General features: G+C 56.4%; 32 protein-coding genes. 23 read left to right on the forward strand and 9 right to left on the reverse strand.

Features of this window, described 5'->3' with window-relative positions; translation table 11 throughout:
• The first annotated feature begins 6 nt into the window (after positions 1-6).
• From ACWHWP_RS00705 to ACWHWP_RS00725, 5 genes are read left to right on the forward strand one after another with little or no spacing between them, the layout of a single operon-like run.
• Complete coding sequence (locus ACWHWP_RS00705; RefSeq protein WP_063957930.1) at positions 7-1,098, forward strand: flagellar basal body P-ring protein FlgI; 1,092 nt, start codon at positions 7-9, stop codon at positions 1,096-1,098.
• A complete protein-coding gene (locus ACWHWP_RS00710) occupies positions 1,098-1,487 on the forward strand; it encodes a rod-binding protein (RefSeq protein WP_059310352.1) in 390 nt (129 codons plus the stop codon). The genes ACWHWP_RS00705 and ACWHWP_RS00710 overlap by 1 nt, the downstream gene beginning before the upstream one ends.
• Positions 1,488-1,490: 3 nt before the next feature.
• The gene (gene flgK, locus ACWHWP_RS00715; protein ID WP_059310353.1) at positions 1,491-2,858 is read left to right on the forward strand and encodes a flagellar hook-associated protein FlgK; all 1,368 of its coding nucleotides are present in this window, start codon (positions 1,491-1,493) and stop codon (positions 2,856-2,858) included.
• A gap of 22 nt (positions 2,859-2,880) precedes the next feature.
• Positions 2,881-3,795 (forward strand): flagellar hook-associated protein FlgL, encoded by a 915-nt coding sequence (gene flgL, locus ACWHWP_RS00720; protein ID WP_072250561.1) that lies wholly within the window; start codon positions 2,881-2,883, stop codon positions 3,793-3,795.
• Between the two features lie 6 nt (positions 3,796-3,801).
• Positions 3,802-4,812 (forward strand): hypothetical protein, encoded by a 1,011-nt coding sequence (locus ACWHWP_RS00725; protein ID WP_447854898.1) that lies wholly within the window; start codon positions 3,802-3,804, stop codon positions 4,810-4,812.
• Between the two features lie 18 nt (positions 4,813-4,830).
• Here ACWHWP_RS00725 and ACWHWP_RS00730 read toward each other — a convergent pair whose 3' ends face one another.
• Both ACWHWP_RS00730 and ACWHWP_RS00735 read right to left on the reverse strand, forming a co-directional pair.
• Positions 4,831-5,298 (reverse strand): hypothetical protein, encoded by a 468-nt coding sequence (locus ACWHWP_RS00730; protein WP_447854899.1) that lies wholly within the window; start codon positions 5,296-5,298, stop codon positions 4,831-4,833.
• Positions 5,270-6,211 carry a winged helix-turn-helix domain-containing protein gene (locus tag ACWHWP_RS00735; RefSeq protein ID WP_059310356.1) on the reverse strand — a complete coding sequence of 314 codons (942 nt, stop codon included), beginning with the start codon at positions 6,209-6,211 and terminating at the stop codon, positions 5,270-5,272. The genes ACWHWP_RS00730 and ACWHWP_RS00735 overlap by 29 nt, the downstream gene beginning before the upstream one ends.
• Before the next feature lie 745 nt (positions 6,212-6,956).
• Here ACWHWP_RS00735 and ACWHWP_RS00740 point away from each other — a divergent pair.
• The 12 genes from ACWHWP_RS00740 (at position 6,957) to ACWHWP_RS00795 (ending at position 16,699) form a co-directional block, all read left to right on the forward strand.
• Complete coding sequence (locus tag ACWHWP_RS00740) at positions 6,957-7,841, forward strand: flagellin N-terminal helical domain-containing protein (protein WP_059310357.1); 885 nt, start codon at positions 6,957-6,959, stop codon at positions 7,839-7,841.
• A gap of 204 nt (positions 7,842-8,045) precedes the next feature.
• Positions 8,046-9,380, forward strand: a complete 1,335-nt coding sequence (gene fliD / locus ACWHWP_RS00745) for a flagellar filament capping protein FliD (protein ID WP_059310358.1) — start codon at positions 8,046-8,048, stop codon at positions 9,378-9,380.
• A 21-nt stretch (positions 9,381-9,401) separates the two neighbouring features.
• A complete protein-coding gene (fliS, locus tag ACWHWP_RS00750) occupies positions 9,402-9,794 on the forward strand; it encodes a flagellar export chaperone FliS (RefSeq protein ID WP_047347551.1) in 393 nt (130 codons plus the stop codon).
• Between the two features lie 2 nt (positions 9,795-9,796).
• Complete coding sequence (locus ACWHWP_RS00755; protein WP_235836455.1) at positions 9,797-10,096, forward strand: hypothetical protein; 300 nt, start codon at positions 9,797-9,799, stop codon at positions 10,094-10,096.
• On the forward strand, positions 10,096-11,163 hold the full coding sequence (locus ACWHWP_RS00760; RefSeq protein ID WP_447854900.1) for a flagellar hook-length control protein FliK: 1,068 nt from the start codon (positions 10,096-10,098) through the stop codon (positions 11,161-11,163). Before ACWHWP_RS00755 ends, ACWHWP_RS00760 begins: the two co-directional genes overlap by 1 nt.
• A 10-nt stretch (positions 11,164-11,173) precedes the next feature.
• The gene (locus ACWHWP_RS00765) at positions 11,174-11,644 is read left to right on the forward strand and encodes a flagellar basal body-associated FliL family protein (RefSeq protein ID WP_059310361.1); all 471 of its coding nucleotides are present in this window, start codon (positions 11,174-11,176) and stop codon (positions 11,642-11,644) included.
• Positions 11,645-11,657: 13 nt separating this feature from the next.
• Positions 11,658-12,359, forward strand: coding sequence for a FliA/WhiG family RNA polymerase sigma factor (locus ACWHWP_RS00770; protein ID WP_447854902.1), 702 nt, complete (start codon positions 11,658-11,660; stop codon positions 12,357-12,359).
• 7 nt (positions 12,360-12,366) lie between these two features.
• Positions 12,367-13,230 carry a flagellar motor stator protein MotA gene (gene motA, locus ACWHWP_RS00775; protein WP_059310363.1) on the forward strand — a complete coding sequence of 288 codons (864 nt, stop codon included), beginning with the start codon at positions 12,367-12,369 and terminating at the stop codon, positions 13,228-13,230.
• The gene (gene lafU, locus ACWHWP_RS00780; protein ID WP_447854903.1) at positions 13,230-14,159 is read left to right on the forward strand and encodes a putative lateral flagellar export/assembly protein LafU; all 930 of its coding nucleotides are present in this window, start codon (positions 13,230-13,232) and stop codon (positions 14,157-14,159) included. Before motA ends, lafU begins: the two co-directional genes overlap by 1 nt.
• Positions 14,160-14,174: 15 nt before the next feature.
• A complete protein-coding gene (locus ACWHWP_RS00785; protein ID WP_447854904.1) occupies positions 14,175-14,963 on the forward strand; it encodes an NlpC/P60 family protein in 789 nt (262 codons plus the stop codon).
• Between the two features lie 58 nt (positions 14,964-15,021).
• Positions 15,022-16,056, forward strand: a complete 1,035-nt coding sequence (parM, locus tag ACWHWP_RS00790) for a plasmid segregation protein ParM domain-containing protein (protein WP_072250564.1) — start codon at positions 15,022-15,024, stop codon at positions 16,054-16,056.
• Entirely contained in the window at positions 16,049-16,699 is a 651-nt protein-coding gene (locus tag ACWHWP_RS00795; RefSeq protein ID WP_447854905.1) for a hypothetical protein, read from the forward strand. Before parM ends, ACWHWP_RS00795 begins: the two co-directional genes overlap by 8 nt.
• Positions 16,700-16,779: 80 nt before the next feature.
• Here the strand turns inward: ACWHWP_RS00795 and ACWHWP_RS00800 are convergent, their stop codons facing one another.
• Positions 16,780-17,643, reverse strand: a complete 864-nt coding sequence (locus ACWHWP_RS00800; RefSeq protein ID WP_447854906.1) for a YicC/YloC family endoribonuclease — start codon at positions 17,641-17,643, stop codon at positions 16,780-16,782.
• A 125-nt stretch (positions 17,644-17,768) separates the two neighbouring features.
• On the opposite strand from ACWHWP_RS00800, the gene rph reads away from it, so the two are divergent.
• Both rph and pyrE read left to right on the forward strand, forming a co-directional pair.
• Positions 17,769-18,485 (forward strand): ribonuclease PH, encoded by a 717-nt coding sequence (rph, locus tag ACWHWP_RS00805; protein ID WP_059310368.1) that lies wholly within the window; start codon positions 17,769-17,771, stop codon positions 18,483-18,485.
• Positions 18,486-18,552: 67 nt separating this feature from the next.
• Positions 18,553-19,194 carry an orotate phosphoribosyltransferase gene (gene pyrE / locus ACWHWP_RS00810; RefSeq protein WP_447854907.1) on the forward strand — a complete coding sequence of 214 codons (642 nt, stop codon included), beginning with the start codon at positions 18,553-18,555 and terminating at the stop codon, positions 19,192-19,194.
• 82 nt (positions 19,195-19,276) lie between these two features.
• Here the strand turns inward: pyrE and slmA are convergent, their stop codons facing one another.
• The 3 genes from slmA to coaBC all read right to left on the reverse strand — a co-directional run bounded on the left by slmA (position 19,277) and on the right by coaBC (position 21,641).
• Positions 19,277-19,873, reverse strand: a complete 597-nt coding sequence (slmA, locus tag ACWHWP_RS00815; protein WP_008502690.1) for a nucleoid occlusion factor SlmA — start codon at positions 19,871-19,873, stop codon at positions 19,277-19,279.
• Positions 19,874-19,993: 120 nt separating this feature from the next.
• Positions 19,994-20,452: a dUTP diphosphatase gene (gene dut / locus ACWHWP_RS00820; protein ID WP_047347561.1), complete on the reverse strand. Its 459-nt coding sequence runs from the start codon at positions 20,450-20,452 to the stop codon at positions 19,994-19,996.
• A complete protein-coding gene (gene coaBC / locus ACWHWP_RS00825) occupies positions 20,430-21,641 on the reverse strand; it encodes a bifunctional phosphopantothenoylcysteine decarboxylase/phosphopantothenate--cysteine ligase CoaBC (RefSeq protein WP_123138578.1) in 1,212 nt (403 codons plus the stop codon). Before coaBC ends, dut begins: the two co-directional genes overlap by 23 nt.
• Before the next feature lie 170 nt (positions 21,642-21,811).
• Between coaBC and radC the strand changes: the two genes are divergently transcribed.
• The 4 genes from radC to mutM all read left to right on the forward strand — a co-directional run bounded on the left by radC (position 21,812) and on the right by mutM (position 24,007).
• The gene (radC, locus tag ACWHWP_RS00830; protein WP_059310370.1) at positions 21,812-22,480 is read left to right on the forward strand and encodes a RadC family protein; all 669 of its coding nucleotides are present in this window, start codon (positions 21,812-21,814) and stop codon (positions 22,478-22,480) included.
• Between the two features lie 218 nt (positions 22,481-22,698).
• Positions 22,699-22,935 carry a 50S ribosomal protein L28 gene (rpmB, locus tag ACWHWP_RS00835; protein WP_002436699.1) on the forward strand — a complete coding sequence of 79 codons (237 nt, stop codon included), beginning with the start codon at positions 22,699-22,701 and terminating at the stop codon, positions 22,933-22,935.
• A 22-nt stretch (positions 22,936-22,957) separates the two neighbouring features.
• The gene (rpmG, locus tag ACWHWP_RS00840; RefSeq protein WP_003024094.1) at positions 22,958-23,125 is read left to right on the forward strand and encodes a 50S ribosomal protein L33; all 168 of its coding nucleotides are present in this window, start codon (positions 22,958-22,960) and stop codon (positions 23,123-23,125) included.
• 72 nt (positions 23,126-23,197) lie between these two features.
• Complete coding sequence (gene mutM / locus ACWHWP_RS00845; protein WP_023309890.1) at positions 23,198-24,007, forward strand: bifunctional DNA-formamidopyrimidine glycosylase/DNA-(apurinic or apyrimidinic site) lyase; 810 nt, start codon at positions 23,198-23,200, stop codon at positions 24,005-24,007.
• A gap of 2 nt (positions 24,008-24,009) precedes the next feature.
• Here the strand turns inward: mutM and coaD are convergent, their stop codons facing one another.
• From coaD to waaA, 3 genes are read right to left on the reverse strand one after another with little or no spacing between them, the layout of a single operon-like run.
• Positions 24,010-24,489 (reverse strand): pantetheine-phosphate adenylyltransferase, encoded by a 480-nt coding sequence (gene coaD, locus ACWHWP_RS00850; protein WP_447854908.1) that lies wholly within the window; start codon positions 24,487-24,489, stop codon positions 24,010-24,012.
• 3 nt (positions 24,490-24,492) lie between these two features.
• Positions 24,493-25,263: a glycosyltransferase family 2 protein gene (locus tag ACWHWP_RS00855; RefSeq protein ID WP_059310372.1), complete on the reverse strand. Its 771-nt coding sequence runs from the start codon at positions 25,261-25,263 to the stop codon at positions 24,493-24,495.
• Complete coding sequence (gene waaA / locus ACWHWP_RS00860; protein ID WP_047347567.1) at positions 25,263-26,537, reverse strand: lipid IV(A) 3-deoxy-D-manno-octulosonic acid transferase; 1,275 nt, start codon at positions 26,535-26,537, stop codon at positions 25,263-25,265. The genes ACWHWP_RS00855 and waaA overlap by 1 nt, the downstream gene beginning before the upstream one ends.
• Positions 26,538-26,547 lie beyond the last annotated feature (10 nt).

The following is a 26,547-nucleotide window of genomic DNA, read 5'->3' on the forward strand; positions in this document are numbered from 1 at the left end:
TTGCGCGTGTTTAAACGAATTTTATTGCTCCTGAGCCTGTACAGCATCGGTGTCGCCGCGCAGCCGCTGCGCGACGTGGTGGACATTCAGGGCGTACGTGGTAACCAGCTGATCGGCTACAGCCTGGTGGTGGGGCTGGACGGCACCGGGGATAAAAACCAGGTGAAGTTCACCAGCCAGTCGGTCACCAATATGCTGCGCCAGTTTGGCGTCCAGCTGCCGACCAAAATTGACCCGAAGGTGAAGAACGTGGCGGCCGTTGCCATTAGCGCGACGCTGCCGCCGGGCTACTCGCTCGGGCAAAGTATTGACGTTACCGTCTCGTCCATCGGCGATGCCAAAAGCCTGCGCGGCGGGACGCTGCTAATGACCCAGCTGCGGGGCGCCGACGGCGAAGTTTACGCCCTGGCGCAGGGCAACGTGGTGGTTGGCGGCGTGAAGGCACAGGGCAATAGCGGCTCCAGCGTCACCATCAACACGCCGACGGTGGGTCTCGTGCCGAACGGTGGCTCGGTGGAACGTGAAATTCCGAGCGATTTTCAGCAGGAGCCGATGGTCATGCTGAACCTCAAGCGGCCGAGCTTTAAAACCGCCAACGCCGTGGCGGTGGCGCTGAACAACGCGTTTGGCGCGGGAACCGCAACCGCCCAGAGCGCCACCAACGTTTCCGTGCGCGCGCCGATGGGCGCAGGCGAGCGGGTGGCGTTTATGTCATCGCTGGAAGATGTGCAGATTAACGCTGGGAAACAGCCGCCGCGGGTGGTGTTTAACGCCCGTACCGGTACGGTGGTGATCGGCGATGGCGTGATCGTCCGCGCGGCGGCGGTATCACACGGCAACCTGACGGTGACTATTCGTGAATCCGCTAACGTCAGCCAGCCAAACGCGTTTGGCCAGGGGCAGACGGTGGTCACGCCGCAGAGCGACGTTAGCGTCAATCGCGGTCGTGGACAGATGGTCACGATCTCCGCCGGCACCAGCCTGCGCAGCATCGTGAATACCCTTAACAGCCTGGGCGCCGCCCCGGATGACACGATGGCGATTCTGCAGGCGCTGCACGAGGCGGGCGCCCTGGATGCTGAGCTGGTGGTGATGTAATGCTGAATGCGATCAACCGACAAACCGCCATTCTGCCGGGTGATATCACCGGGCAGGCGAAGCCGCAAACCCTCGAGCAGGCCGCCGAGCAGTTCGAGGCGCTGATGCTGCGCGCCATGCTGTCGCAGATGCGTAAAGCCTCCGACGTGCTGGGGGAAGACAACCCGTTCAACAGCAAGCAGCAGCGCATGATGCGTGATTTCTATGATGACAAAATGGCCTCTGAACTGGCGTCCCAGCGCAGCACCGGCATTGCGCAGATGATCGTTAACCAGCTTTCTCCGCAGGCGAAGGCCCCGCTTAAGAATGAGGTGAAAGCGGCCGCTTTACATGGACAATCGCAGGAACGTCATACGGTGTCGTTCCGCAGAAACGAAGGACAGGAGTAAGCCATGAGTATGTTTGATATCGCCTACAGCGGACTGCAGGCGGCTAACATGGGGATGCTCGTCACGTCGATGAATACGAATAATTTGCTGACGCCGGGCTATACCCGTCAGGGAATTGTTCAGAGCGCCATCGGCCCGATGGGCGAAGCCGGGCTCTCGCCGGGCAACGGCGTACAGGTGAACAGCATCCGCCGTATCTCCAGCCAGTACCTGGTGAATCAGGTCTGGCAGACCAACACCAAAGCCAGCTACTTCAGCATGGGTAATGAGTACATCAGTTCTCTGGAGAAGGTGATCGGTACCGACTCGACGAGCCTCGGCAATGGTCTTGACGATTTTGTGAGTGCACTAAGCGCCCTGACGCAGGAGCCAGAATCTCCGGCGCTGCGCCAGCAGCTGTTGAACCAGGCGAAGACGCTGTCAACCCGCTTCAACAGCATGAACAATTTTATCTCCAGCCAGAAAGAGTCCATCAACACGCAGCGCGGGGCGATGGTTGATCAGATCAACACTCTGAGTAGCAACATTGCCGAGTACAACAAGAAGATTGTTGCGCTGGATTCCACGGGCGGTAACAGCAGCGTACTGCGCGATCAGCGTGACGAGCTGGTGAAGACGCTGAGCTCGATGGCGGACATCAAAGTGACTGACGACAGCAGCGGCTATACCGTCTCGTTAAGTAACGGTCAGCCGCTGGTGAGCGGTAAGACGGCGGGCACGCTGAGCACCGGTAAGGACAGCAACGGCAATACCACGCTGACGCTGAAATTTTCGACCAGCGAGTTTTCCCTGAACCCGTCAACTGGCGGTCAGCTGGGTGCGCTCTACGACTATGAAACCGGTACGCTGGGGCAGATGAGTGACGCCGTACAGGGTATGGCGCAGGCGGTGGCGGATCTTTTCAACAACCAGCTGGCGCAGGGATACGATCTCAATGGCCAGCAGGGGAAACCGCTGTTCACCTTCGATGCGACCAACCCGGCGGGCATCCTTCAGGTAAACGATTTGTCTCCCGACGAGCTGGCGCTCTCAGGCGATCCGAAAGAGCCGGGCAATGGCGACAACCTCAACGCCCTGCTTGAACTGAAAAATCAGAAAACCGATATCCCGGGCCTGGGCAATATGAGCCTGAACGAAGGGGCTGCGGCCATTATCTCGACCATCGGTATTGCCAGCAAACAGAGCAAAACGGAGATGGAGGCGGCCGTCGCGGTAAGGGATGATGCACAAACGCAGCGCGATAACATAAGTGGCGTGAATCAGGATCAGGAGGCGATGAACCTGTCGACCTACATGCAGGCGTATCAGGCGAGCATGAAGGTGATTTCCACCGGCAACCAGGTGTTTAGCGATCTGTTAAGCATGTTTTAAGCGCAACCACGGAATCTGATATATGCGAGTAAGCAGCCTTTATCTCTATAACGCCATGGCGTCGCAGATGGGTATTAATAGCACCCAGATGGGTAAGCTGATGGAACAGCTGTCGACGCAAAAGCGCGTTAACGTGCCGTCTGACGACCCGGTAACCGCCAGCCGCCTGGTGCAGCTTAACCGCGAGCAGTCGGCCATTAAGCAGTACCAGAGCAATATCACCCGCCTGAGCGGTGCGCTGTCGGTGCAGGAATCCCATATTACCGCCCTCAGCAACCAGGTGCTGTCCGTCAGCGACAAGCTGAAGCTGGCGAACAACAGTTCCCTGAGCCAGAAAGATCTGGCGGGCTACGGCGCGGAGCTGGGCTCCATGCTGGACTCGCTGGTGGCGACGATGAACAGTAAAAACGAGAACGGCAGCTACCTGTTCTCCGGGACCATGACCGACAGCAAAACCGTGACGCTGGACGACAACGGCCAGTATGTGTTTGGCGGCAATGAGAAGACCCGTGAAACTACGGTGGCCAACGGCGTGAGCATTACCGAAAACACCAATATTTCGCACGCCTTTTCCAGCGCGGGTAACGATCTGGATATGCTGAACAAGCTCAAAGCGTTGAGCGAAAAGATGCAGGATCCAAACGCCAGCTATGCAGATTACAAGGACGATTTATCCGCGATGATCGACATGACCCAGTCGACCAGCGATAGCCTGGGCGCGCTGTTTACCGATCTCGGGGGCCGTCAGAACCGCCTGACGCTGATTAACGATGCCCATACCGACGTCAGCCTGTCTAACGGCCAGCTAGAGACTGACCTTAATGAGGCTCCTGTGGCGGAGTCATACACGAAACTACAGCTGTATAACACCTCGATTCAGATCTCATATAAGGCCTACAGCATGGTCAGCAATCTCAATCTTTTCAGTATGTTGTAAAATGATATGCAAGTCGGTTTAAAAACATCCTCATCGATTGCGACCACTCCGGGCACCACCGGGCGCGGGAGTATTGATGCTCCGCAGACCGTCGGGCGGGTCAATGCGCCCGACGCCGGGTTAACCCGTCATTCGTTCCCCGAGTCCGCGCTGCTGTCGCGCCGTCCGATGCGCTATAACGTGCAGCTGAATCAGCAGCTTACCGCTGTTCAGCAGGCCGATAGCTATCTGGCAAAAACGGAAACGCAGCTGCTTCAGCTGCGCCACGCGTCCGGACGCAGCGGGGATGCCGGCGCGCAGACAGCGGCGCTGCAAAAACACCTTTCGCGCCGTACGCAGCTTTCCGGCGGCACGGTGGATCGCCACCTTAACGTGTCGCTGGAGCAGAAGAACACGGTTAATTTCACCCTGCCGGGCAGCGAGAAGCTCCTGTATGCGTCAGGCGGGGAAACGCTGATTTTCTCCCTGGGAGGCGGTCCGAGGGAAATGGCAGCCGTCGCGCTGCCGGAAGAGGCGACGCCGCGACAGACGTTAATAAAGCTGAACGTCGGGCTGGGGCGCTTAGGGATCCATGCCAGCCAGACGGGCAGCGGCCAGCTGCTTTTCAGCGTTGATGAAAGCCAGTGGGAGCGGGTGAAGCAACACTTTACCGTACGCGGTGAAGGCAATCTCTACCCGGCGGACGCCTTTACCGTGCTGGCGCCTCAGGCGGAAAACGCCAGCAGCGACGAGGTGATGACGCTGTCCACGCGCCGGGAGCGAGAGGGGCAAATAAAGCTGCAGGAGACCCTTAACCACATCACCGGCCAGCGCGGAAAATTGCGCCAGCAGCAGGATCGCGTCAGTGCCCGCATCAACGATATGGCGACGGTATTCAGTTCCCGGCAGGCGCTGGAAGCCTCGCGTAACCTGGGGGCGGGGCTGGCCGGCAGCGCCAGCAGTTTTAGCAAGATGTCACAGGCGCTGGGGGCTCAGGCCAACGTGCGGCTGGCGACGGTGAAAAACCTGCTGGGATAACGCGCCCAAAAGCCCGGTTTACCGGGTGACCGGGTAGAGGAAAATCGCGCCGTTTTGCCCGACAACCAGCGACTGTTGATTAAAAGAGATGGGCTCCATCCAGTAGTTGGAGTACATCAGCTGGTCCACAAGGCCGTCTATCATCAGCCCTTTCTGCTCGGTGCTGTAATAAATAGGGGTGAGGGTAAAGTAGATCCGGCCGTTTTTTTTCTGCGTCGGCGTAAACTTCCCCTTGAGCACAAAGCGGTTATCATCCGGGCTGGTGATGTTCGTCATCAGCACGCCGCGCGTGGTTTTCAGGCTCACGTCGTAGATCTCTTTTTGCTGCGACATCAGATCGTAGAACCCCATCTGGAAGTCATCCTTCACGTTGCCGTACTGCAGCGTCGACGTCGTGGTGAAATAGTTAAATGCCAGAGCGACGAGTGCCGCCAGAACGGCGATGGCGATCGCCTGATTACGGCGTTTTGCATGTAGCCAGTTCATGAAGCTTCCTTCGGGTTTCTCGCAGGATCAGGTTATTCAGCTGCACCGTATCGGTACGCCAGTGATAAATGGCCATCGCCAGCTGCTTGCTGTCGCATTTATTGGCCAGCGTGAAGCTGTAGTTCAGCGTCGCATTGGTGCTATGAAAGAAGATCTGCATCGTGGCGGACTGCATCTGGATCTGCTGGTTGATGGCATACAGCGAATCCTTTAACTTGCCGTACAGATTCACGGAAATATAGGGCGGATCGCCTGCCGTCTCGACGGCATAAATATGAATGTTGCTGTAAACGCCGGCCTGGATCTCCCGGGAAACCAGGTGCTCGCTGTATCCGCCAAGCAGATGCCAGCAGGCCCCAGCCGTAACGATGGCGGTGACGAACATCACCAGCAGAAAGCTGAAAATGCTGTGACGGCGTTTTTCAGGTGCCGCCACCGCCACCGGCTCGGCGCTAACCGCAGGCGCGGGTTCCTCGCCTGCGTCAGGCTGCTCCGGTTCAACCAGAGAGGCAGCATTGAGCGGCGCTTCGGCAGGTGCTGTTTCAGCCTCCGTCTCGTCTTCCTTAACGGTGGCATCGTCTTTTTCGACAAAGCAGCAATACTCGGCTTCGATCAGATAGCCTTTGCGCGGGATCGTTTTGATGATGCGCTGGTTTTTACCATCATCTTCTAATGCGGTACGCAATGCGTGAATGGCATTTGGCAAACTATTATTGCCGATGACCCGGCGTTCCCAGACCAGAGTGGTTAACTCTTCGCGGGTAAATATTTTACCGGGTTCCTGAACCAAAATATCCAGCAGCTTGAGCTGATATTCCCCCAGGCGCTTTCGTTCCCCGGTGGTTAAATGGAGAATCGATCCTGAGGTGACGTCAACCAGCCAGTTGTTTACGGAGCAATAACGTTTATTCATTTATATAGTATGGATTCTTCCACCTCAGCAGCATGGCGATAATCTGTTGGGCACCTGAAGGTATCAGAGATTATCCGATTGAGTTGTTAACTCCATTTAGAATTCTTAATGAATGCCGCCTGCCTGCGGGAGAGTATTCGTGGGCGCTGAGGTTTTCCGTTGTCGTTCAATTTTATGCGGCACTGGAAAGGGTTTCACCTGCTTTACGCCCCTAAGGGAAGGAATAATCTTTTCCTGCCCTCTTTTTACGCGATAAAAATGTGATGCGCAACACCATTTTTAACAATATGAGAGGGAGTAAATGAACGCTATTGCCTGAACGTTAATAATAATAATTAAATAAAACTTATGTTATTTCGATGATCATAAAGTGAATATGTTGTGTTGATGGCGTGATCTGTTTGATAACGATCATGGTTTCAGTATGGGGCTTAAAAAAATAATAAACTGCGTTTAATTTATTTGTTTTTTGGTCGCTATTTTAATGGTTTTATATTTTATCGTCTCGCATAAGTTAAATGAGAACGGTACTTTTTATATTAAGTATTATTAATAAAATATGAAATGGCCTGTGTCGGTAGTTAAATCACGACATAAGAATTTTAAACGCTTTTAAATCAAGCTGATAAATTCCTTTTTGTTCAAATAATGAACGCTCAGATATTTTCGATTTAATCTTCGGGAGTGCCGTGTCGTCTTTACTCAGTACAACATCTGAATCACCAGGACAAAAAAAGGAATCATTATGTCATTCTCTATCTTCACCAGCGCTTCCTCCATGTCATCCATCAATGCGATGAACAAATCCAACAACATGCTGTCCACCGCAATGGAACGTCTGGGTACCGGTAAACGCATTAACTCTGCTGCTGACGATGCGGCAGGTCTGCAGATCGCAACCCGCCTGCAGGGCCAGAGCAACGGCATGAACGTGGCAAAACGTAACATCTCTGATGCGACCGCCCTGCTGCAAACCTCTGAAGGCGCGTTCGATGAAGTGAGCAACATCATGTACCGCATGAAAGACCTCGCCACGCAGGCAGCGAACGACACCAACACCCAGAAAGACCGCGATGCCATCAACTCCGAGCTGAACGACCTGAACTCTGAGCTGGGCAACATCATGAACAACACCTCTTACGCGGGTGACAAACTGTTCGGCGCCTCCGGCAAATTCGCGAAAGCGCTGAACTTCCAGATCGGTTCTTCTACTGATGAAACCATGAAGGTTGACCTGTCTAAAGAGCTGAGCGGCGGCACAGGCGCGCTGACTAACGCCAGCGGCCAGTTCAGCAAAATTCAGGCGCTGGCTACCGGTAGCGGCGGCAAGCTGAACCTGACTTCCGCCAGCGATGCAAAAGCGTTGATGACCGCGCTGGAAGGTTCTCTGGATGACGTGGGTTCAGTACGTTCCAAAATGGGTGCAAGCATTAACCGCCTGAGCCACACCGCGGCGAACCTGGCGAACATGAAAGACAACACCGATCTGGCGCTGAGCAACATCCAGGATGCGGACTACGCCACCGAAGCGTCAAGCATGACCCGTAACCAGATGCTGGCACAAACCGGTATGTCCATGCTGAAGCAGTCCAACAGCATGTCCGGCATGGTTATGAACCTGCTGGGCTAATCCATCCCGGATTAAAGATGAAAAAAACACCGCTGCATGGCGGTGTTTTTGTATCTGCTCCTTCCTTTCCCTGTGACGGAAAAAGCGGAAGCATACATTCCTTCTCATATCTAATTCATTGAAAGTAAACAATTTAAAAATTGGCACGATAGTTGCTATGTCTAATGCATACCGTTCATAACTTGCGTGTCAGGAGAACCGACTATGTCTGATTTCGATCCCTCTCAGATGGCTACAACATTAGCAGGCTACGATATCCTTGCACTGCAAAACGCAATCAAAACGCAGAAAACGACCTATGACGCGCAGACGAAAGCGCTCGCGTCACTGCGTACGGCCCTGACAACCTTCCGTAGCTCGATTACCGCCCTGAACTCCAGCAGCGCCAGCGTCCTGAAAAATATCGCCACCATGAACCAGGAAGGCATTGCGACGATCAGCGCCAGCGCCAGCGCGCGTAAAGGGACCTACAGCCTGAACGTGACACAGCTGGCGACCGCCCAGCAAAAAAGCTTCGCAGGGCTGGACGATGACGCCATCAAAAACGCGAGCGGTACGCTGAAGATCAACCTCAACGGTGAAAGCATTGAGGTTGATATGGACGGCCTGAACAGCCTCGCTGATTTTGCCGATGCGATTAATAAAACCGACTTCCCGAGTGCGTCGGATAATTCCTCTACCACGGCGACCAGCGCGCAGAATGGCGTCACTGCCTCGCTGATGCGCATCGACGGCAACGTTTCGCTGATGCTAAGCAGCGACCAGAGCGGCGCGAAGTACGATATCCAGCTGGACACCAGCGGGATGACGGCCGGGCAGAACATTTTCGATAGCCCCCAGACGATCACAAACGGGAAAGATGCGCTGTTTACGCTGGGGGATTCGCCGACACAATATTCCAGCAGCTCCAATACGCTGGACGATCTGGTTGACGGCGTCTCCATTAAGCTGACCGGCACCACGGAGGCGAATAAGCCGCTAGTGATCTCTATCGATACCGATACCACCGAAACAAAGAATCAGATCCAGGCGTTTCTCGACGCCTACAACGCCCTGCGCGACACCCTCACGGACATGACGAAAAGCGGTACCAGCGCGGATACGCGAGGCGCTTTCGCGGGCGATGCCAGCATGTCCTCGCTTAGCAGCAGCCTGGGTAATCTCCTGCGCGGCACGTTTGGCGACCAGAACATGAGTAAGTTCGGCATTGCCGCGGATAAAGACGGCAAGCTCACCCTCGATTCTGACGTGCTGGAAAAGCAGCTCAAAAATGACCCGCAGACAGTTGCGCAGTTCTTTAACGGCAACGACGGCCTGATTAAGGCGATGGACAAGTCGTTGGATAAATACCTCAGCACCAGCAGCGGCCTGCTGAAAAGTCGTCAGGACACCCTGGACCGCCAGAAGACGGAAATCGATAACAAAACCGAAAAAATGAATACGCGTTATGAATCCTCCTACAACCGCTATCTCAAGCAGTTTACGCAGCTGCAGAAGATCATGACGCAGATGAACAACACCATGAGCATGTTTGTTTAATTCTAAGGGAACCGACGTTCAATGTACGGAAATGATCAGGAAGGCTACGGCCTGTATCAACAATCCGATCTGGCCATTCAGGCCTCGGCGGCGAATCCGCACCAGCTGGTGCTGATGCTGTTTAACGGCCTGATGGATGAGCTGGTCCGGGCCAAAAGCCATATTGTTGCCCGTCGCTACGAGCGCAAGGCGCAGAGCATCAACAAGTGCATCGACATTCTCAATGCGCTGACCAGCTCGCTGGATTTTGAAAAGGGCGGCGAGCTGGCGCTGAGCCTGGCGAACCTGTACGACTACTGCGTTTATCGCCTGTATGACGCCAGCCATAAGCTCTCGGTCGAGATTATTGACGAGGTGGAAGTGATCCTCGGCAATATCCAGGACGGCTGGCAGCGAATGGGCCAGACGGCATGAGCATGCAACACGTCATTCAGGTCTTAACGCGCGGGTTACGCCAGGCGACGGAAGATCACAACTGGTCCGCCGTGATGAACGTGGATGCCAAAATCGCCGAGCTGCTGACCGCGATCCGGGGAAAAACGCTGACAGCAGACGAGCGTCAGGCGCTGGACGAGCTGAAAAAGGTTCACCGGCAGGCGCGCGAGTATTGCCAGGGCGAGAGCGATAAGGTTGAGGCCAAACTTAACCTCGCGATGCGCAATCGTGAAGGGGCGGCGGCCTACGCTCTGTTTTCTAACGATGGAGGCGCGCGCTGATGGATATCCTCAACCTGGCGCAGGGAATGGTCAACGGTTCCGGCCTGCCCATGCAGGCAGAACCGATTGCCGGCCCGAAAGCGGTGGAGACCTCCGCGCAGACGCCGGCGGCGTTTAACGACGCGCTGCTGAACGTGATTAATTCTCTCATGGTCGGGCAGACCAAAACGACGCGCGACACCACCGTGAGTGCGGTGCCGCTTCCACAACGCAGCGACGATGATGACGATGAGACCGCCGACGCGCCGGCGCCGGGCGATTCCCTGCTGAAAGCCGATGCCCCGCAGCAGTTGCTTGAAGCGCTGCTGATGACCAGCCAGATGCCGGTGCAGCCTTCTTCCGGCTACCTTGCGAAGGCGCAGCCCGCCGCTGACGCCGTGATGCAAAACCTGCAGCCGCAGCTGGCGGCGCAGGTGCTGCCGATAGGCATTTCTCCCTCGCTTTCACCATCACATCAGGCAACGCCGGTGAGCCCTGTCGACCCCGCGGCGAGCCCGCTGCCTGCCGTGCAGTCCGTCGCCCCGACGCTGATGGCGGCGATGGCACCGGTAGCCCAGACGACCCTCATTACCCCGCAGCCGGGAAGCGACATTGCCGCCGCTCAGGCATCCGCACCGTCGCCGGTACCGACCACAACATTGAAAATGGATCCCGAGCCCGGGCGCTGGGGAGAACAGCTGCAGCGCGCGCTGGGCGAACGTTTGCAGGTGCAGGTGAAGCAGCAAATCCAGCATGCCACTATCCGCCTTGACCCGCCGGATATGGGGAAAATCGATATTTCTATGCAGGTCGATAACGGGCGCGTGCAGGTGCAGATCAACGCCAGCCATGCCGAGGTGTATCGCGCCCTGCAGCAGACGAGCAACGACCTTCGTCAGAGCCTGACGGAGCAGAATTTTGTCCAGGTTAACGTGCAGGTGTCATCCCAGTCCGGGGGGCAGCAGCAGGGCCGAGGACAATCATTCACCGGGCAGCACAACGCCATCCTGGCGGGAGCGGAAATCGCGGCCAATACAGCGGATTCGCCGGACCTCCGACGCGATGACTCGGTACTACTAACGGTTTAAACAAAACGATATGAATGTAAAAACACTCTCTTTCGGCCTCGTTATCGCCCTCTTCACCGCCATGCTGGCGGCGGGGATGACGGTAGTGGGTACTCATTTGCTGCGCATGGATGAAGCGACGGGCAGCAGTTTCTTATCCGGGATATTCAGCAGCTCTGGCAAGGGAACCGTGGAGTTTGTAGAGATTAAAAACGTCGTGATTACCCTGAAGGGAAACGGGGAGACGGAGCGCTACCTGCTGCTGGAGCTGAACCTGGCGACCAATGGCCCGGAAGAGGCAGCGAAAGCGAAGGATATGATCCCGGCGGTGCGTGGCGCAACGGTTAGCCTGCTCTCCGATCTCGACTATGACGAAGTGCGCGCCATGAGCGTGAACCAGCTGCACGATAAGCTGCAGGCCGCCTACCGCGAGCGGTTCAAGAGCCTGAAGATGGACGTCCCTTTTAACGACGTCATCATCAGCAAAATGGTCTTCCAGTGACGGTTAAGCCGTAATGGACATGATGGATTTTATTGCGAGTGACACCCTGACGGCCTCAGATGAAGCGCGCTACGTCAGCGCCTATTTGCCGCTGGTGAACAAGGTGGTGAAGCAGCTCGCCTATCAGACCAGCAGCGTGATCGATCGCGAAGATATGGAGCAGATCGCCTTGATGGGGCTACTGACCTCTTTGCGCCGCTATGGGCACCCGGACGCGCAGTTTGCCGCCTACGCCGTGCAGCGTATCCGCGGGGCGGTGCTGGATGAACTGCGTCTGCTGGACTGGCGCCCTCGCCGCTTGCGGCAAAAGACCCACAAGCTGAACGACAGTATCCGCGACATGGCGCGCCAGCTCGGGCGGACGCCCACGTTTGAGGATCTTAACCGCCATCTGTCCATCTCGGCGGAGGAGTATCAGGAATATTTATTGCTGGACTGCGCCAAAACGATAGAGAGCCTGGATGAACTACTGGGCAATGACGCCCACACCGGGGCGCTGAATAGCCGACAGCTGGAAGACGAAGTCGTCACCAGCCGGACGCTGCGCAGCGCGCTGGCCTCGCTGGACGAGCGTGAGCAACTGATCGTGACGCTCTATTACCAGCATGAGATGAGCCTGAAAGAGATCGCTCTGGTACTTGATTTAACGGAAGCCAGGGTGTGTCAGCTCAATAAAAAAATCGCTCAAAAAATTCAGTCTTTTTTCCAGAAGTGAAAGGTGTATGCAGAAATTCTTCGGTATCGTAATCATCATGGGCTGCGTGGTTGGCGGCTTTCTCATGTCCGGCGGCCATCTCGCCTCATTCTGGCAGCCCGGTGAAATTATCATCATCCTCGGCGCCGGCTTCGGCGCCATGGTGCTGGCTAACCCTCGCGCCGTTCTGGCGGAAATGTACCGCCAGTTTCGCGGCATCATGCGCAAAAACGAATACACCAGTGAGTACCAGCGCCAGCTTCTGATGCTGCTCTATGAACTGCTGGAGCTGGTGCAGGACGGCGGCCTGAAGGTGCTGGACGAGCACATCGAGTCGCCGGAAAACAGCCCGCTGTTCCAGCGGTATCCGCTGATGCTGCACGATAAGGCGCTGGTGACCTTTATCTCCGATAACTTCCGCCTGATGGCGATGGGCAAGATTAACGAGCACGAGCTGGAAGGGATCCTCGAGCAGGAGCTGGTGGCGATGGAGGAAAACCTGCTGCAACCGTCCCGCTCCCTGCAGCGTACGGCGGAGGCGATGCCGGGCTTCGGGATCTGCGCCGCGGTGCTTGGGATCATCATCACCATGCAGTCTATCGACGGTTCCATTGCGGTGATTGGGGTGAAAGTGGCCGCCGCGCTGGTGGGTACCTTCCTCGGGGTCTTCTTCTGCTACTGCTTAATGGATCCGGTGGCGAACGCCATGGAACAGCGCACCAAAAAACAGCTGGCCGTTCTGGAGTGCGTGCGTACGGTGCTGGTTAACCACGTGGCCGGTAAGCCGACGCTGCTGGCGGTGGATGCGGGTCGCAAAATGCTGCCGATGGATTCCAAACCAACCTTCGCGACGCTGGACGGCTGGGTGGAACAGATGACGGGTGAAGCCTGATGCGCAGCCGCAACAAAGAACATACCACTATCATCAAACGCTCCTCGCGCAAAAGCCATGACACCTTTCATGGCGGCGCGTGGAAAGTCGCCTTCGCCGATTTTACGCTGGCGATGATGGCGCTGTTTATGGTGCTGTGGATTATGGGCGCGGTAACGGAAGAGGAACGTAAAGAGATTGTCTCGCTGCTGAACGGCGAGTCTATTTTTGAAGGCAATTCGATGACGCCTGTTACCCACAAAGAGGGGAACGGCGGCCAGCTCGCGCTGCTTGATACGCGTCACGCCAGGAAAAAAGAGCACCTTAAAGAGCAGGCGAAGAAAGAGGCCGCGCTTGCTGGTCAGAATAAAAAGACGGAGAGCCTGGAAGAGGTCAGCGCGCGTTCTCAAAACGAGATTGAAGACCTGGCGCGCATCATCATGAAGATCACGTCAGCCTACGACGCGCAGGCCAACCTGAAGATGGAAATCGTGCCGCAGGGGCTGCGTATTCTGATCACCGACGATCGGAAACGGGAGATGTTCCAGCGCAGCAGCGCGATCCTGACGCCGTTCTTCAAGCGCCTGCTCACCGAGTTTGCCCCCGAGCTGAACAAAATCAATAACAAAATCATCATCACGGGCCATACCGATGCCACCCGCTTTCGCGATCAGGAGCTTTACAACAACTGGAACCTCTCCGGCGAGCGCGCAATGCAGGCGCGTTCGGTGCTGACCCGCAGCGGCCTGGATCCCAACAAAGTTCTGCAGGTTAGCGGTATGGCCGATCAGATGCTGCTTGACCCGGAGAACCCGCTCAGTTCGGCCAACCGCCGGATTGAAATCATGGTGCTGACGCACTCGGCCAGCGATTCGCTGTATCAGTTTTTTGGCCAGCACGGTGAGAAGGTGATTAAGCCGCTGACCGATAAACTCGCTCAAAACCCTTAATTCGACCGTCGCGCTGTGAACCTGTTCCTCATCATCACCTTTGTACCTGTCCGGACTGTCACCCGGCAGGTACGCTTTTTTTTCCTCTTCCTGATGCTGACGGTAACGACAGGCTACGCCAGCGCAGCGCCAGTACCGGTAAAAACACCGGAGGCTAAAACCGTCAGCGATGCGAAAAAGCGCGAACAGAACCGCCAGCGTCTGCTGGCGAAGGCGAAAAAGCGTGTGGCCGCGGCGCCACCCGCGCCGGAGCAGAAGCGCCAGGAAATGGCGCTACGGCTGGCCGAACGTGCCAGAAACCGGGAAAGGCTGGCGATGCATGCCCGCTGGATGCCCGGTAGCCTGGGCCGCTCTGAAGCATTGTGGCGCGACGTGCAGGATGACGCCGCTATCGCGACGCGCCGTACACAAAAGTCCGTCAGCAAGCTCCGAACCGTGATCCATCGCCTGGAGAGCCAGCTCGGCAAGCCCTATCTGTGGGGAGGAAACAGCCCCAGCGATGGCTTCGACTGTAGCGGGCTGGTGTTCTACGCCTTTAATGATGTGCTGGACCGCAAGCTGCCGCGCACGGCCAACGGAATGTTTCAGGACAACACCCTGAAGCCCGTTCACCAGGAAAAACTGCGGCGGGGCGATCTGGTCTTTTTCAATATCAACCAGCGCCCTGGCGCGGACCACGTGGGCGTTTATCTCGGCGATGGACGCTTTATTGAGGCACCGAGAACCGGACTGACGATCCGTATCAGCCAACTTTCTGACAATTTCTGGCAATCACATTATCTGGGTGCCCGGCGCGTGCTTTAGGCCCGCGTAACGCCCGTTAACCCCCTTTTGGACTGAAAAAATCATGACCGTAACCCGAATGAAATTCGCCATTGATGATGGCTCAACTAACGTAAAAATTAGCTGGATTGAGAACGGCACGCTGAAGACGGTGGTATCGCCGAACTCCTTCCGCAAAGACTGGAAAAGCGCGGCGCTGCTGCGCGGGCAGTCGGTATACAACTACACCATCGGCACGACCAAATATACCTATGATGCGACGTCCGATAAGGCGCTATCCACGACCCACATTGACTATCAGTATGACGATCTCAACCTGCTGGCCGTTCACCACGCCCTGCTGCTGACCGGCATCGCGCCGTGCGACGTAGAGGTGATCGTCACGCTGCCGATCACCCAGTTCTACAACCCGGACGACTGCCAGCGCAACGAAAGCCGCATCGAGGCCAAGCGTCGTAACCTGATGCGCGACATCACCCTGAATAAGGGCGAGCTGTTCCGCATTGTGGATGTGCAGGTTATGCCGGAAAGCCTGCCTGCCGCGCTTTCCCATCTGCTGAACTCCAGCGTCACCGAATTCACCCGGTCGCTGGTCATCGACTGCGGCGGGACCACGCTGGATATGGGGGTGATTGTCGGCGAATTTGACGATGTTTCCGCGATTTACGGTAACAACGAAATCGGCGTCGCGATGGTCACGGATGCAACCCGCAAGCTGCTGGCTGCCGCTGACAGCGACTCCAGCTATCTGGTAGCGAACGAGCTGATTAAACGCCGCCACGACAGGGATTTTGTCAAAAGCGTCATTAACGATGAATCGCGCATCGAAGAGATCCTCGAGCGGGTGGAGATTAAGATTCAGGAGCTGGGCGACCAGGTGGCTTACGAAGCGAAGAAGTTCGCCAAGAACCCCAACCGCGTCTACCTGGTAGGCGGCGGTGCGCACCTGGTTGAATCCGCCGTCCGCGAGGCCTACGCCACGCTTGGCGACCGGGTGATTGCGATTGATAACCCGCAGAGCGCGCTGTCCCGCGAAATTTGCCTCTACCATGCCGATGCCGGGGTGGAGACGATAGCCGCGCCGCGCATGGCCGAGGTGGGTGACGATGAGTAACAGGCGCATTCGCCGCGTTGATTTATCGCTGCATTTGTCGCCTGAGCAAACGCGCGCGGATCTGCGCGCGATGCTGGAGCTTAAAAAGTGGCATCAGGCGCTGAGCCAGGCGGGCAGCAATCCGGGTGATGTGAGTATGGAAATGCGTCGCTTCCATCGCAACGTTTACCTTGCCGGATTACAGCTCCAGCTGATGAGCCCGCCGCTGTGCAGCCATATTGCCGAGTCTCTGGGGCGCGACGCGTTGACCCTTGATGAGCTGTGCGGCGAGCTGGCGAGCGCCGGGCTGCTGCCGGTAGCCACGGCCCCGTCAACGCCGCCTGTGCCAGAACAGCCCGCGACGGGCGGGGATTTTAGCAAGCAGCAGTTAAGACAGATGCGCGCGCTGATGTCGGATGCGCTACAGCGACAGGCCACGCCGGACGACGCCTCCCGCCAGGCGCTGAATGAGATGCAAAGCGAGGTGGCGAAGCTTAAGGTCCTGCTTGAACAGCAAAACCTGCTGCTGCAGCAGCTGCGCACGTCTGGCCGCGCCGTCGAGCCCGAAAGTACTAAAAAAGGGCAGGCGGAAGCGCTGGACGTGAGCGCGCTTAATACGCCAACGGAGAAAATGAAGGAAATTCGCAAGAAGGGGATTTTTTAGAACAGGGCGTTGCTGACGAAGCGCAAAAAAAAGACCATCATTTCAATGGTCTTTTATTCTGATAAGTCACGCGTGAAACGTTACTCGATATTCTGGATCTGCTCGCGCATCTGCTCAATCAGCACTTTCAGCTCAATCGCTGAGTTGGTGACTTCCGCATTGATCGACTTAGACGCCAGGGTGTTCGACTCGCGGTTGAACTCCTGCATCATAAAGTCGAGGCGGCGGCCCACGGCTTCTTTCTTCTTCAGAATGTTGTAGGTCTCTTTAACGTGCGCTTCCAGACGGTCCAGCTCTTCAGCGACGTCAACGCGCTGCGCCATCAGCACCAGCTCTTGTTCCAGACGGGTGTTTTCCAGCTGAACTTCCGCTTCTTCCAGTTTGGCGACCAGGCGCTCGCGCTGCCACTGCAGCACTTCTGGCATATGGGTGCGTACTTTGGCAACTTCAGCGCTTACGCCTTCAAGGCGCTGCTCAATCATCCCTTTCAGTGCCTGGCCTTCGGTTTCACGAGCAACGATAAAGTCGTCCAGGGTACCGTCAAGGGCTGCAAGGATTTCGGCGGCAATGGCATCCAGATCCTGATCGCCGGCGGCCATAACGCCAGGCCAGCGCAGAATATCAACCGGGTTGATTTCGCCTTCATCGCTCTGCATTTTGACCCAGTTCGCCGCATTGACGAGCTGTTTCGCCAGTTTTTCGTTGAGGATCAGTTCGCCCTGCGCGCTGGCATCAGGCTCGAAACGCAGGTTACATTCCACTTTACCGCGCGTCAGACGATTACGGATACGCTCGCGTACAACAGGCTCAAGGCTGCGGAACTGCTCCGGCATACGGAAATACGTTTCCAGGTAACGCTGATTTACCGAGCGCATTTCCCATGTGGCGCTACCCCAGCTACCCTTGATTTCACGCCGGGCGTAGGCGGTCATACTGCGGATCATAGACATTCCCGTTTTTAAAGGAGAGATGGGGGGATTATAGCTTTCGGGGGCTTCTCAGGATAGGAATAAGCGTCCTTTATCCGTATAATGCGCAGCCACATTCGTTTCAAGCCGGAGAATCCATCATGCGTCCATCAGGCCGTAGCGCCAATCAGGTGCGTCCCGTCACCCTGACCCGTAACTATACAAAACACGCTGAAGGCTCCGTGCTGGTTGAGTTTGGTGACACGAAGGTTCTGTGCACCGCGTCCATCGAAGAAGGCGTTCCGCGCTTTCTGAAAGGTCAGGGCCAGGGCTGGATCACCGCAGAGTACGGCATGCTGCCGCGTGCGACCCATACCCGTAATGCCCGCGAAGCGGCAAAAGGCAAGCAGGGCGGTCGTACCATGGAAATTCAGCGTCTGATCGCGCGTGCGCTGCGCGCCGCCGTTGACCTGAAAATCCTCGGCGAATTTACCATCACGCTGGACTGCGACGTGATTCAGGCAGACGGCGGCACGCGTACCGCCTCCATTACCGGCGCATGCGTGGCGCTGGCGGATGCCCTGAATAAACTGGTCGCGGCCGGTAAGCTGAAAACCAACCCAATGAAAGGCATGGTTGCGGCGGTCTCCGTGGGCATCGTTAACGGTGAAGCGCTTTGCGATCTGGAATACGTTGAAGATTCCGCTGCCGAGACGGACATGAACGTGGTGATGACCGAAGATGGTCGCATCATCGAAGTGCAGGGCACGGCAGAAGGCGAGCCGTTCACCCATGAGGAACTTCTTGCCCTGCTGGCTCTGGCCCGAGGGGGAATCGAATCTATCGTAACGACGCAGAAAGCGGCGTTAGAAAATTGATTTTAAAGGCGACCAATGAGTCGCCTTTTTTTTGCCTGTAAGACAGAAAAACCAAAGGAGCAAATCCATGAAATCGTATCAGCGCCAGTTTATTGAGTTTGCGCTTAACAAGCAGGTACTTAAGTTTGGCGAGTTTACGCTGAAATCCGGGCGTAAGAGTCCCTATTTCTTCAACGCCGGGCTGTTTAATACCGGGCGCGATCTGGCACTGTTAGGCCGTTTCTATGCCGAAGCGCTGGTGGATTCCGGGATTGATTTTGACCTGCTGTTTGGCCCGGCCTACAAAGGCATTCCGATTGCGACCACCACCGCGGTTGCGCTGGCGGAACACCATGACCGCGACGTGCCGTACTGCTTTAACCGCAAAGAGGCCAAAACCCACGGTGAGGGCGGGAATCTGGTCGGCAGCCCGCTGCAGGGCCGCGTCATGCTGGTCGACGATGTGATCACCGCGGGCACGGCGATCCGTGAATCAATGGAGATTATCCAGGCCAACGGCGCGACGCTGGCTGGCGTGCTGATTTCTCTGGATCGTCAGGAGCGCGGTCGCGGTGAGATTTCCGCCATTCAGGAAGTGGAGCGCGATTACAGCTGCAAAGTGACGTCGATTATCACCCTGAAAGACCTGATTGCGTATCTGGAAGAGAAGCCGGAGATGGCTGACCATCTGGCCGCGGTGCGTGCCTACCGGGAAGAGTTCGGGGTTTAATTGCATTGCCCGGTGGCGCTACGCTTACCGGGCCTACCAATTCGTAGGCCGGATAAGGCGAAGCCGCCGTCCGGCAACGCTGTTACTGCAGCTGCGCAGCCACTAACGGCCAGCGGGCGTCAAAATCGTCCGTTGGACGGTATTTAAATTCGCTGCGCACAAAACGTGAGAGCATGCCTTCGCAAAACGCCAGTATCTGGCTCGCCAACAGCGTTTCATCAATGCTGTATCCTTCGCCTTCACGCATTTTCTTCTCGCGCAGTACCTGACGCAGCTGGGCTTCAATACGTTCGAAAAGCTGGTTAATGCGGCCCTGCAGTCTGTCCTGCTCGAACATCAGCGCGTGACCGGTCAGGATACGGGTTAAACCCGGATTGCGTTCACCAAAGCCCAGGATTAACAGCACAATCAGACGCAGACGCGCGGTGGTGTCTTTTTCGTCTTTCAAAATCAGGTTGATGCGCGTGATCAGGCTATCTTCAATAAATTCGATCAGGCTGTCGAACATCCGGGTCTTGCTCGGAAAATGACGGTACAGCGCCGCCTCAGACACGCCAACAGAGGCGGCCAGTTTAGCGGTGGTGATGCGTTGACTGCCATCGCTGGATTCAAGCATCAGAGCCAGAGATTGAAGTATTTCTTCGCGACGATTCCTTTTCGCGGTTTGTTTTTCTGCCATGTTACAAAATACCCCTGAAAATAAGCACTTGCCAGGCTGGCATCCACACAGCGACCGCAAACTGACGTTTGCGGTTTGTTATTGCATTATGGCGCTGTGGGATACGTCTCTCTCGGGCGGTTATTTGCGCCCTGAATGGCCGAAGCCGCCTTCGCCACGGTCGGTGGCGTCAAAGTCTGCCACCAGGTTAAATTCTGCCTGTACCACCGGTACAAAGACCATCTGCGCGATACGTTCGCCGGGCTCAATGGTGAAGCTGTCCTGACCTCGGTTCCAGACGGAGACCATCAGCTGACCCTGGTAGTCAGAGTCAATCAGGCCAACCAGGTTACCCAGCACAACGCCATGCTTATGGCCCAGGCCAGAACGCGGCAGGATCACCGCCGCCAGAGACGGGTCAGCAATGTGAATGGCCAGGCCAGTCGGCACCAGGGTAGTGACACCCGGCGCCAGTTCTACGGCGTCATCGAGACAGGCGCGCAGGTCAAGTCCGGCGGAGCCGGAGGTGGCATAGGTTGGCAGCGGGAATTGCTCGCCAACACGCGGGTCCAGAATCTTAACGTCGATTTTTTTCATCATAACGGGTAACGATCTCGTCGAGTAATTGTTGGCCCAGGAGTTCCTTGCGCTCAAGCGGTAAGACTTTATCTCCATCCTGCCAGAAAAGGTGCAGTGCGTTGCTGTCGCTGTTAAATCCTTGCGTGGCCAGCGATACGTCGTTCGCGCAAATCAAATCGAGGTTTTTGCGGGTACGTTTTTGCCGGGCATATTCTTCCACATTATTTGTTTCTGCGGCAAACCCAACAACGTAAGGACGATGGCTTTTTAGTGCGGCGACGCCGGCGACAATGTCCGGGTTTTTCACCATTTTTAGTGTTAATTCATCGCCTTGCTTTTTAATTTTAGCCTCGGCGATGGTCTCGGCGCGATAGTCTGCGACGGCCGCACAGCCGATAAATATTTGCTGGCTTTGCGCGTGCGCCTGAACTGCGGCTTCCATCTCAAGCGCGGTGGTGACGTCAATTCGCGTTACACGTGCGGGCGTAGGCAGCGATACCGGGCCGCTCACCAGCGTGACGTTTGCGCCGCGCTTTGCCGCTGCGGCGGCAATGGCAAAGCCCATCTTGCCGGAGCTGTGGTTGGTGATATAGCGCACCGGATCCAGCGGCTCGCGCGTGGGGCCCGCGGTAATCATGATGTTGAGATGTTGCAGATCGTTGACAGGCGAAAAATGGGCGGCGGCCAGCTCGACGATAGTCAGCGGGTCAAGCATACGCCCTGGGCCAACGTCGCCACAGGCCTGGCTGCCGCTGTCCGGTCCCCAGATAAGCAGACCGCGTGAGGCCAGCGTCTCCAGATTGTGCTGGGTGGCCGCGTTGCGGTACATCTGCTGGTTCATGGCAGGCACGACGGCAACGGGCGCAGGCGTGGCCAGACAAATGGTGGAGACCAGGTCGTTTGCCATACCGGCTGCCACCCGGGCGATTAAATCCGCTGTGGCGGGAGCAAGGATGACCAGGTCTGCCCATTTCCCAAGCTCAATATGGCCCATCGCGGCTTCGGCGGCCGGATCGAGCAGGCTGTCAGATACCGGGTACCCTGAAACCGCCTGCAGGCTCAGGGGCGTGATAAAGGCTTTACCGCCTTCGGTGATCGCGACCCGCACATCTGCCCCGCGCTCGCGCAGACGACGCACCAGCTCCGGCGCTTTATAGGCAGCAATACCGCCGCTCACGCCAAGAACGATTTTTTTACCGGCCAGGCTCATCATGATTCTTTCCTGTTGGGTTTCACCAGAGAGCGGGCATTTTATCACAATCCCTAAAACGAGGTGATTTTGTCCTTCGGTCGCTTTGCGAGGCGCTACGCAAGAACGCAACGTGGTCGTCGAGCCGCTGACTGGCCTGTGGCAGCATGCGGTAAAAAAGGAGAAAGAGCATGGACGAAGAGGATGAGCAGCTGCTGCCGCGCGAAAAACTGCTGCGCTATGGCGTCACCCTGTTAAAAGACGATGAGCTGCTGGCGCTCTTTTTACGTACCGGAACGTCCGGGAAGACGGTGTTTACGCTGGCAAAAGAGCTGATAGCGCATTTCGGCTCACTGCATGGGTTGCTGACCGCAGAACTGGCGCAGTTTAAGCACGTCGAGGGCATCGGCGTAGCAAAATATGCCCAGTTGAGAGGCATTGCTGAACTGGCCCGCCGTTTTTACAGGGTTCGCATGGAGGAGGAAGATCCGATCCTGACGCCCGCGATGACGCGCGAATTTCTGCAAAGCCAGTTAACCGATGCCGAGCGTGAGATCTTCATGGTGATCTTTCTCGACAACAGAAACCGGGTGCTGAAACACAGCTGCCTTTTTGCGGGTACGTTAAGCCACGTCGAGGTCCATCCACGTGAAATTGTGCGGGAAGCGATAAAAGTGAATGCAGCGGGCGTGATCCTCGCGCATAATCACCCCTCTGGCTGTGCAGAACCGAGCAGAGCTGACAAAGAAATCACCGAACGCATTATCAAATGCTGTCAATTCATGGACATTCGTGTGCTGGACCATTTGATAATTGGCCGCGGAGAGTACATTTCTTTTGCAGAACATGGCTGGATTTAGGCTATTTCTCGCGATCCATCGGGATCTTTGTCTGTTCGGGACTTGAGCACACCGCCGAGTCAGCGTATACTACGCCACCTTTGAGAATCTCGGGTTTGGCATTTGGGCCTGGCAATCGAGAGTTCACTTAGAACTATGCGATGACCGGGCTGTAAAGCCTGACGAGGCGCCGATACCCCATACGAAGCTCGAGCTAATTTGATTTTTGGAGAATAGACATGTCCCGAGTCTGCCAAGTTACTGGCAAGCGTCCGGTGACCGGTAATAACCGTTCCCACGCACTGAACGCGACTAAACGCCGTTTCCTGCCGAACCTGCACTCTCACCGTTTCTGGGTTGAGAGCGAGAAGCGTTTTGTCACCCTGCGCGTATCTGCTAAAGGTATGCGTGTAATCGATAAGAAAGGCATCGATACAGTTCTGTCTGAACTGCGTGCCCGTGGCGAAAAGTACTAAGTACTTAAAGAGGAAATAAATCATGGCTAAAGGTATTCGCGAGAAAATCAAGCTGGTTTCTTCTGCTGGTACAGGTCACTTCTACACCACCACGAAGAACAAACGTACTAAGCCGGAAAAACTGGAACTGAAAAAATTCGATCCAGTTGTACGCCAGCACGTACTGTACAAAGAAGCTAAAATCAAATAATTTTAGTCTCCTTGTATAGAAAAACCCCGCAACTGCGGGGTTTTTTGCATTCTGCATCTCAACGGAGGAACCATGCCTGAATTACCTGAGGTAGAGACCAGCCGCCGCGGCATTGAGCCCCATCTGGTCGGTGCGACTATTCTTCACGCGGTTGTCCGTAATGGGCGTTTGCGCTGGCCGGTGTCCGATGAGATCCATGCCCTGAGCGATAAACCCGTCCTTAGCGTGCAGCGCCGCGCTAAATACCTGCTTCTGGAACTGCCCGACGGCTGGATTATTATCCATCTGGGAATGTCCGGGAGCCTGCGCATTCTGACCGAAGAACTGCCTGCGGAAAAACACGACCACGTCGATCTGGTGATGAGCAACGGCAAAGTGCTCCGCTACACCGACCCACGGCGCTTTGGCGCGTGGCTGTGGACGAAGGAGCTGGAAGGGCATAACGTACTGGCGCATCTGGGCCCGGAGCCGCTCTCAGACGCGTTTAACGCGGAATACCTGAAAGCGAAGTGCGCAAAGAAAAAGAGCCCGATTAAGCCCTGGCTGATGGACAATAAGCTGGTGGTCGGCGTGGGGAATATCTATGCCAGCGAATCGCTGTTTGCGGCCGGGATCCATCCCGATCGGCTGGCCTCTTCGCTGTCGGCGCAAGAGTGCGAATTGCTGGTCAGAGTGATTAAAGCGGTACTGCTGCGCTCGATTGAGCAGGGCGGGACAACGCTGAAGGACTTCCTGCAAAGTGACGGCAAGCCGGGCTATTTTGCCCAGGAGCTGCAGGTGTACGGCCGTAAAGGCGAACCGTGCAGAGTCTGCGGCACGCCAGTTATTGCCACGAAGCACGCCCAGCGCGCGACGTTTTACTGCCGGCAGTGCCAGAAATAGCGCTACTTTAGCTTTTCCATCAATGCCTGGTGGACGTTAGTCGGCAGGAAATGGGTAACGTCCCCGTGATGGCGCGCCACCTCTTTTACCAGCGTGGAAGAGATAAACGACCACTCTTTAGAGGGCATCAGGAATACGCTCTCCAGCTCCGGCATCAGGTGGCGGTTCATGTGCGCCAGCTGCATCTCATATTCGAAGTCTGCCACCGCGCGTAAACCGCGGATCAGAATGTTTGCCTGCTGAGCGCGGGCGAAGTTAGCCATCAGATCGCTAAACCCGACAACCTCAACGTTCGGCAGGTGCGAAATGGCATCGGTGGCGAGCTGTACGCGCTCGTGCAAATCGAACATCGGTTTTTTGCTGGGGCTGGCGGCAATCGCCAGGATCACCTTGTCGAACATGCACGCCGCACGGGTGATGATATCAAGATGACCGTTTGTGATCGGATCGAAGGTACCCGGATAAATCGCTTTTGTGCTCATGGCTCACGTTTTCTCTGAGTAGCCGCGGCAGAGCGCCCACAGCTCGGTGTATTTGTTGAAAGTATACTGGGCATTCACCACCGCCAGTAACCACCCCTGTTTACCGTCCAGTACGCCACCGCGCAGCAGGAGCGTTTTCAGAAACGCGCCCAGCGTATGGGTGAAGATACCGCTCAGCGTGGCCTTCTTGCCGCGCTGGTGGCGCTCCTGCGCCCATGCGGTGGCATAGTTAAGCTGCTTACGCTGGAAGCTGGCGAAATCCCGGCAGGTCAGGTGCAGCAGGTCGCCCGTCAGGGGAATCACCTGGGCGCTGTCGCAGGCCAGGGATTCATGGACCAGGCTGTCGTTGTACTGATACCGCTCGCGCTCGTAGAGACGCATCACGCGGTCTGGATACCAGCCGCTGTGGCGCATAAAACGGCCGAGGAAGTAGTTGCGGCGCGCAATGCTGTATACCGCGCCAGGCTGGGGCAAGGATAGCACTGCCTGAATAGCCTGCTGAAGTTCTGGCGTGACGCGCTCGTCGGTATCGAGCATCAGGACATAATCGCCTGTGGCGTATCCCTGCGCGCGCTGGCGCTGGATGCCATAGCCTTGCCAGTCGGTGTTGATAAAGACCTTTGCACCCGCTGCGCGGGCAACGTCCACCGTATTGTCCGTGCTGCCGGAATCGAGCACGACGATTTCGTCAGCCCAGGCGATGGAGGCCAGGCAGTCCGGAAGCAGGTCGGCGGCGTTTTTGGCGATCATCACGACCGACAGACGCGTTGACATTAGTGGCTCCGCTGAGGCAGATAAGGTTGCAGAAGTTGCAGCAGACGGGTCAGTGCGCCCTGGTTCTGATGCAGCACTTCGACGGCATGACGCCCGTACCAGAGACGATAATCTTCGTCAGTCAGAAGGGTCGAGACCTCTTTGACCACCGAATCCGCATCGGTCACGGTAATTAAGCCATCGGCCTGCTGCAATTTCGCGCAGATATCTTTGAAGTTAAACGTGTGTGGCCCCATCAGCACCGGAATGGCGTGGGCTGCCGGCTCCAGCGGGTTATGACCGCCGCGTTCGACCAGGCTACCACCGACAAATGCGAGGTCAGCAATGCCGTACAGCAGCATCAGTTCGCCCATCGTATCGCCAATCACCACCTGGGTGCTGCCGGAAGGAATTTCACCGCTGCTGCGCAGGGTGTAGCTGAAACCGCCTTTCTGCACCATGTCGCGGGCATCTTTAAAACGCTCCGGATGGCGAGGCACGAGGATCAGCAGTAAATCAGGGAATTTTTCCAGCAGCTGGCGGTGAGCCTGCAGGATAATTGCTTCTTCGCCATCGTGGGTACTGGTCGCAATCCAGACCTGACGACGCGGAGCCCACTGGCGACGCAGCGTGATCGCGCGGGCGGCGAGTTCAGGGGTAACCGAAATATCAAATTTCAGGCTGCCCGTTACCGCAAGCTGGTTGCGTTTGAGACCGAGAGAGACAAAGCGCGCTGCGTCTTCTTCGTTTTGCGCGGCAATCAGCGTGATTTTGCTGAGCAGGCGGCGCATAAATTTACCCAGCTTGCCGTAACCTTTCGCCGAGCGCTCTGACAGGCGCGCGTTGGCAATCACCAGCGGAATTTTACGGGCATGCAGGGCGGAAATCATGTTCGGCCACAGTTCGGTTTCCATCACAATCACCAGTTTCGGGCGAACGGTATTCAGGAAACGATTCATGGCGCAGGGCAGATCGTAAGGGAGATAGACGTGTTGCACGTCTTTGCCAAAAGCGGATAACGCGCGCTCCGAGCCGGTCGGCGTCATCGTCGTGACGGTGATCGGCAGCGACGGATAGCGGTGACGCAGGGCGCGAACCAGCGGGATCGCCGCCAGCGTTTCACCAACAGAAACGGAATGCAGCAAAATACCGTCCGGTACGACTTTATTGCGGCAGAAGCCATAGCGCTCAGCCCAGCGTTTACGATACGCAGGCGCTTTACGGCTACGAAGCAACAGTCTCAGCCACACCAGTGGCTGAATGATGTAGAGCAGAGCGGTATACAACAATTCCAAGCGATTATCC

Source organism: Enterobacter sp. WI-ESBL-E8, from assembly GCF_053364895.1.

Excerpts from the sequence above, each read along its gene's own strand:
- motA (WP_059310363.1), top strand. The coding sequence starts at position 12,367 with ATGCAGAAATTCTTCGGTATCGTAATCATCATGGGCTGCGTGGTTGGC.
- pyrE (WP_447854907.1), top strand. The coding sequence starts at position 18,553 with ATGAAATCGTATCAGCGCCAGTTTATTGAGTTTGCGCTTAACAAGCAG.
- rpmB (WP_002436699.1), top strand. The coding sequence starts at position 22,699 with ATGTCCCGAGTCTGCCAAGTTACTGGCAAGCGTCCGGTGACCGGTAAT.
- flgL (WP_072250561.1), top strand. The coding sequence starts at position 2,881 with ATGCGAGTAAGCAGCCTTTATCTCTATAACGCCATGGCGTCGCAGATG.
- ACWHWP_RS00755 (WP_235836455.1), top strand. The coding sequence starts at position 9,797 with ATGCAACACGTCATTCAGGTCTTAACGCGCGGGTTACGCCAGGCGACG.
- ACWHWP_RS00765 (WP_059310361.1), top strand. The coding sequence starts at position 11,174 with ATGAATGTAAAAACACTCTCTTTCGGCCTCGTTATCGCCCTCTTCACC.
- parM (WP_072250564.1), top strand. The coding sequence starts at position 15,022 with ATGAAATTCGCCATTGATGATGGCTCAACTAACGTAAAAATTAGCTGG.
- fliS (WP_047347551.1), top strand. The coding sequence starts at position 9,402 with ATGTACGGAAATGATCAGGAAGGCTACGGCCTGTATCAACAATCCGAT.
- rph (WP_059310368.1), top strand. The coding sequence starts at position 17,769 with ATGCGTCCATCAGGCCGTAGCGCCAATCAGGTGCGTCCCGTCACCCTG.
- rpmG (WP_003024094.1), top strand. The coding sequence starts at position 22,958 with ATGGCTAAAGGTATTCGCGAGAAAATCAAGCTGGTTTCTTCTGCTGGT.
- ACWHWP_RS00725 (WP_447854898.1), top strand. The coding sequence starts at position 3,802 with ATGCAAGTCGGTTTAAAAACATCCTCATCGATTGCGACCACTCCGGGC.
- coaBC (WP_123138578.1), bottom strand. The coding sequence starts at position 21,641 with ATGAGCCTGGCCGGTAAAAAAATCGTTCTTGGCGTGAGCGGCGGTATT.
- ACWHWP_RS00735 (WP_059310356.1), bottom strand. The coding sequence starts at position 6,211 with ATGAATAAACGTTATTGCTCCGTAAACAACTGGCTGGTTGACGTCACC.
- ACWHWP_RS00710 (WP_059310352.1), top strand. The coding sequence starts at position 1,098 with ATGCTGAATGCGATCAACCGACAAACCGCCATTCTGCCGGGTGATATC.
- fliD (WP_059310358.1), top strand. The coding sequence starts at position 8,046 with ATGTCTGATTTCGATCCCTCTCAGATGGCTACAACATTAGCAGGCTAC.
- radC (WP_059310370.1), top strand. The coding sequence starts at position 21,812 with ATGGACGAAGAGGATGAGCAGCTGCTGCCGCGCGAAAAACTGCTGCGC.
- ACWHWP_RS00760 (WP_447854900.1), top strand. The coding sequence starts at position 10,096 with ATGGATATCCTCAACCTGGCGCAGGGAATGGTCAACGGTTCCGGCCTG.
- flgK (WP_059310353.1), top strand. The coding sequence starts at position 1,491 with ATGAGTATGTTTGATATCGCCTACAGCGGACTGCAGGCGGCTAACATG.
- coaD (WP_447854908.1), bottom strand. The coding sequence starts at position 24,489 with ATGAGCACAAAAGCGATTTATCCGGGTACCTTCGATCCGATCACAAAC.
- ACWHWP_RS00740 (WP_059310357.1), top strand. The coding sequence starts at position 6,957 with ATGTCATTCTCTATCTTCACCAGCGCTTCCTCCATGTCATCCATCAAT.
- slmA (WP_008502690.1), bottom strand. The coding sequence starts at position 19,873 with ATGGCAGAAAAACAAACCGCGAAAAGGAATCGTCGCGAAGAAATACTT.
- lafU (WP_447854903.1), top strand. The coding sequence starts at position 13,230 with ATGCGCAGCCGCAACAAAGAACATACCACTATCATCAAACGCTCCTCG.
- ACWHWP_RS00770 (WP_447854902.1), top strand. The coding sequence starts at position 11,658 with ATGGACATGATGGATTTTATTGCGAGTGACACCCTGACGGCCTCAGAT.
- ACWHWP_RS00855 (WP_059310372.1), bottom strand. The coding sequence starts at position 25,263 with ATGTCAACGCGTCTGTCGGTCGTGATGATCGCCAAAAACGCCGCCGAC.
- mutM (WP_023309890.1), top strand. The coding sequence starts at position 23,198 with ATGCCTGAATTACCTGAGGTAGAGACCAGCCGCCGCGGCATTGAGCCC.
- ACWHWP_RS00795 (WP_447854905.1), top strand. The coding sequence starts at position 16,049 with ATGAGTAACAGGCGCATTCGCCGCGTTGATTTATCGCTGCATTTGTCG.
- dut (WP_047347561.1), bottom strand. The coding sequence starts at position 20,452 with ATGATGAAAAAAATCGACGTTAAGATTCTGGACCCGCGTGTTGGCGAG.
- ACWHWP_RS00730 (WP_447854899.1), bottom strand. The coding sequence starts at position 5,298 with ATGAACTGGCTACATGCAAAACGCCGTAATCAGGCGATCGCCATCGCC.
- ACWHWP_RS00800 (WP_447854906.1), bottom strand. The coding sequence starts at position 17,643 with ATGATCCGCAGTATGACCGCCTACGCCCGGCGTGAAATCAAGGGTAGC.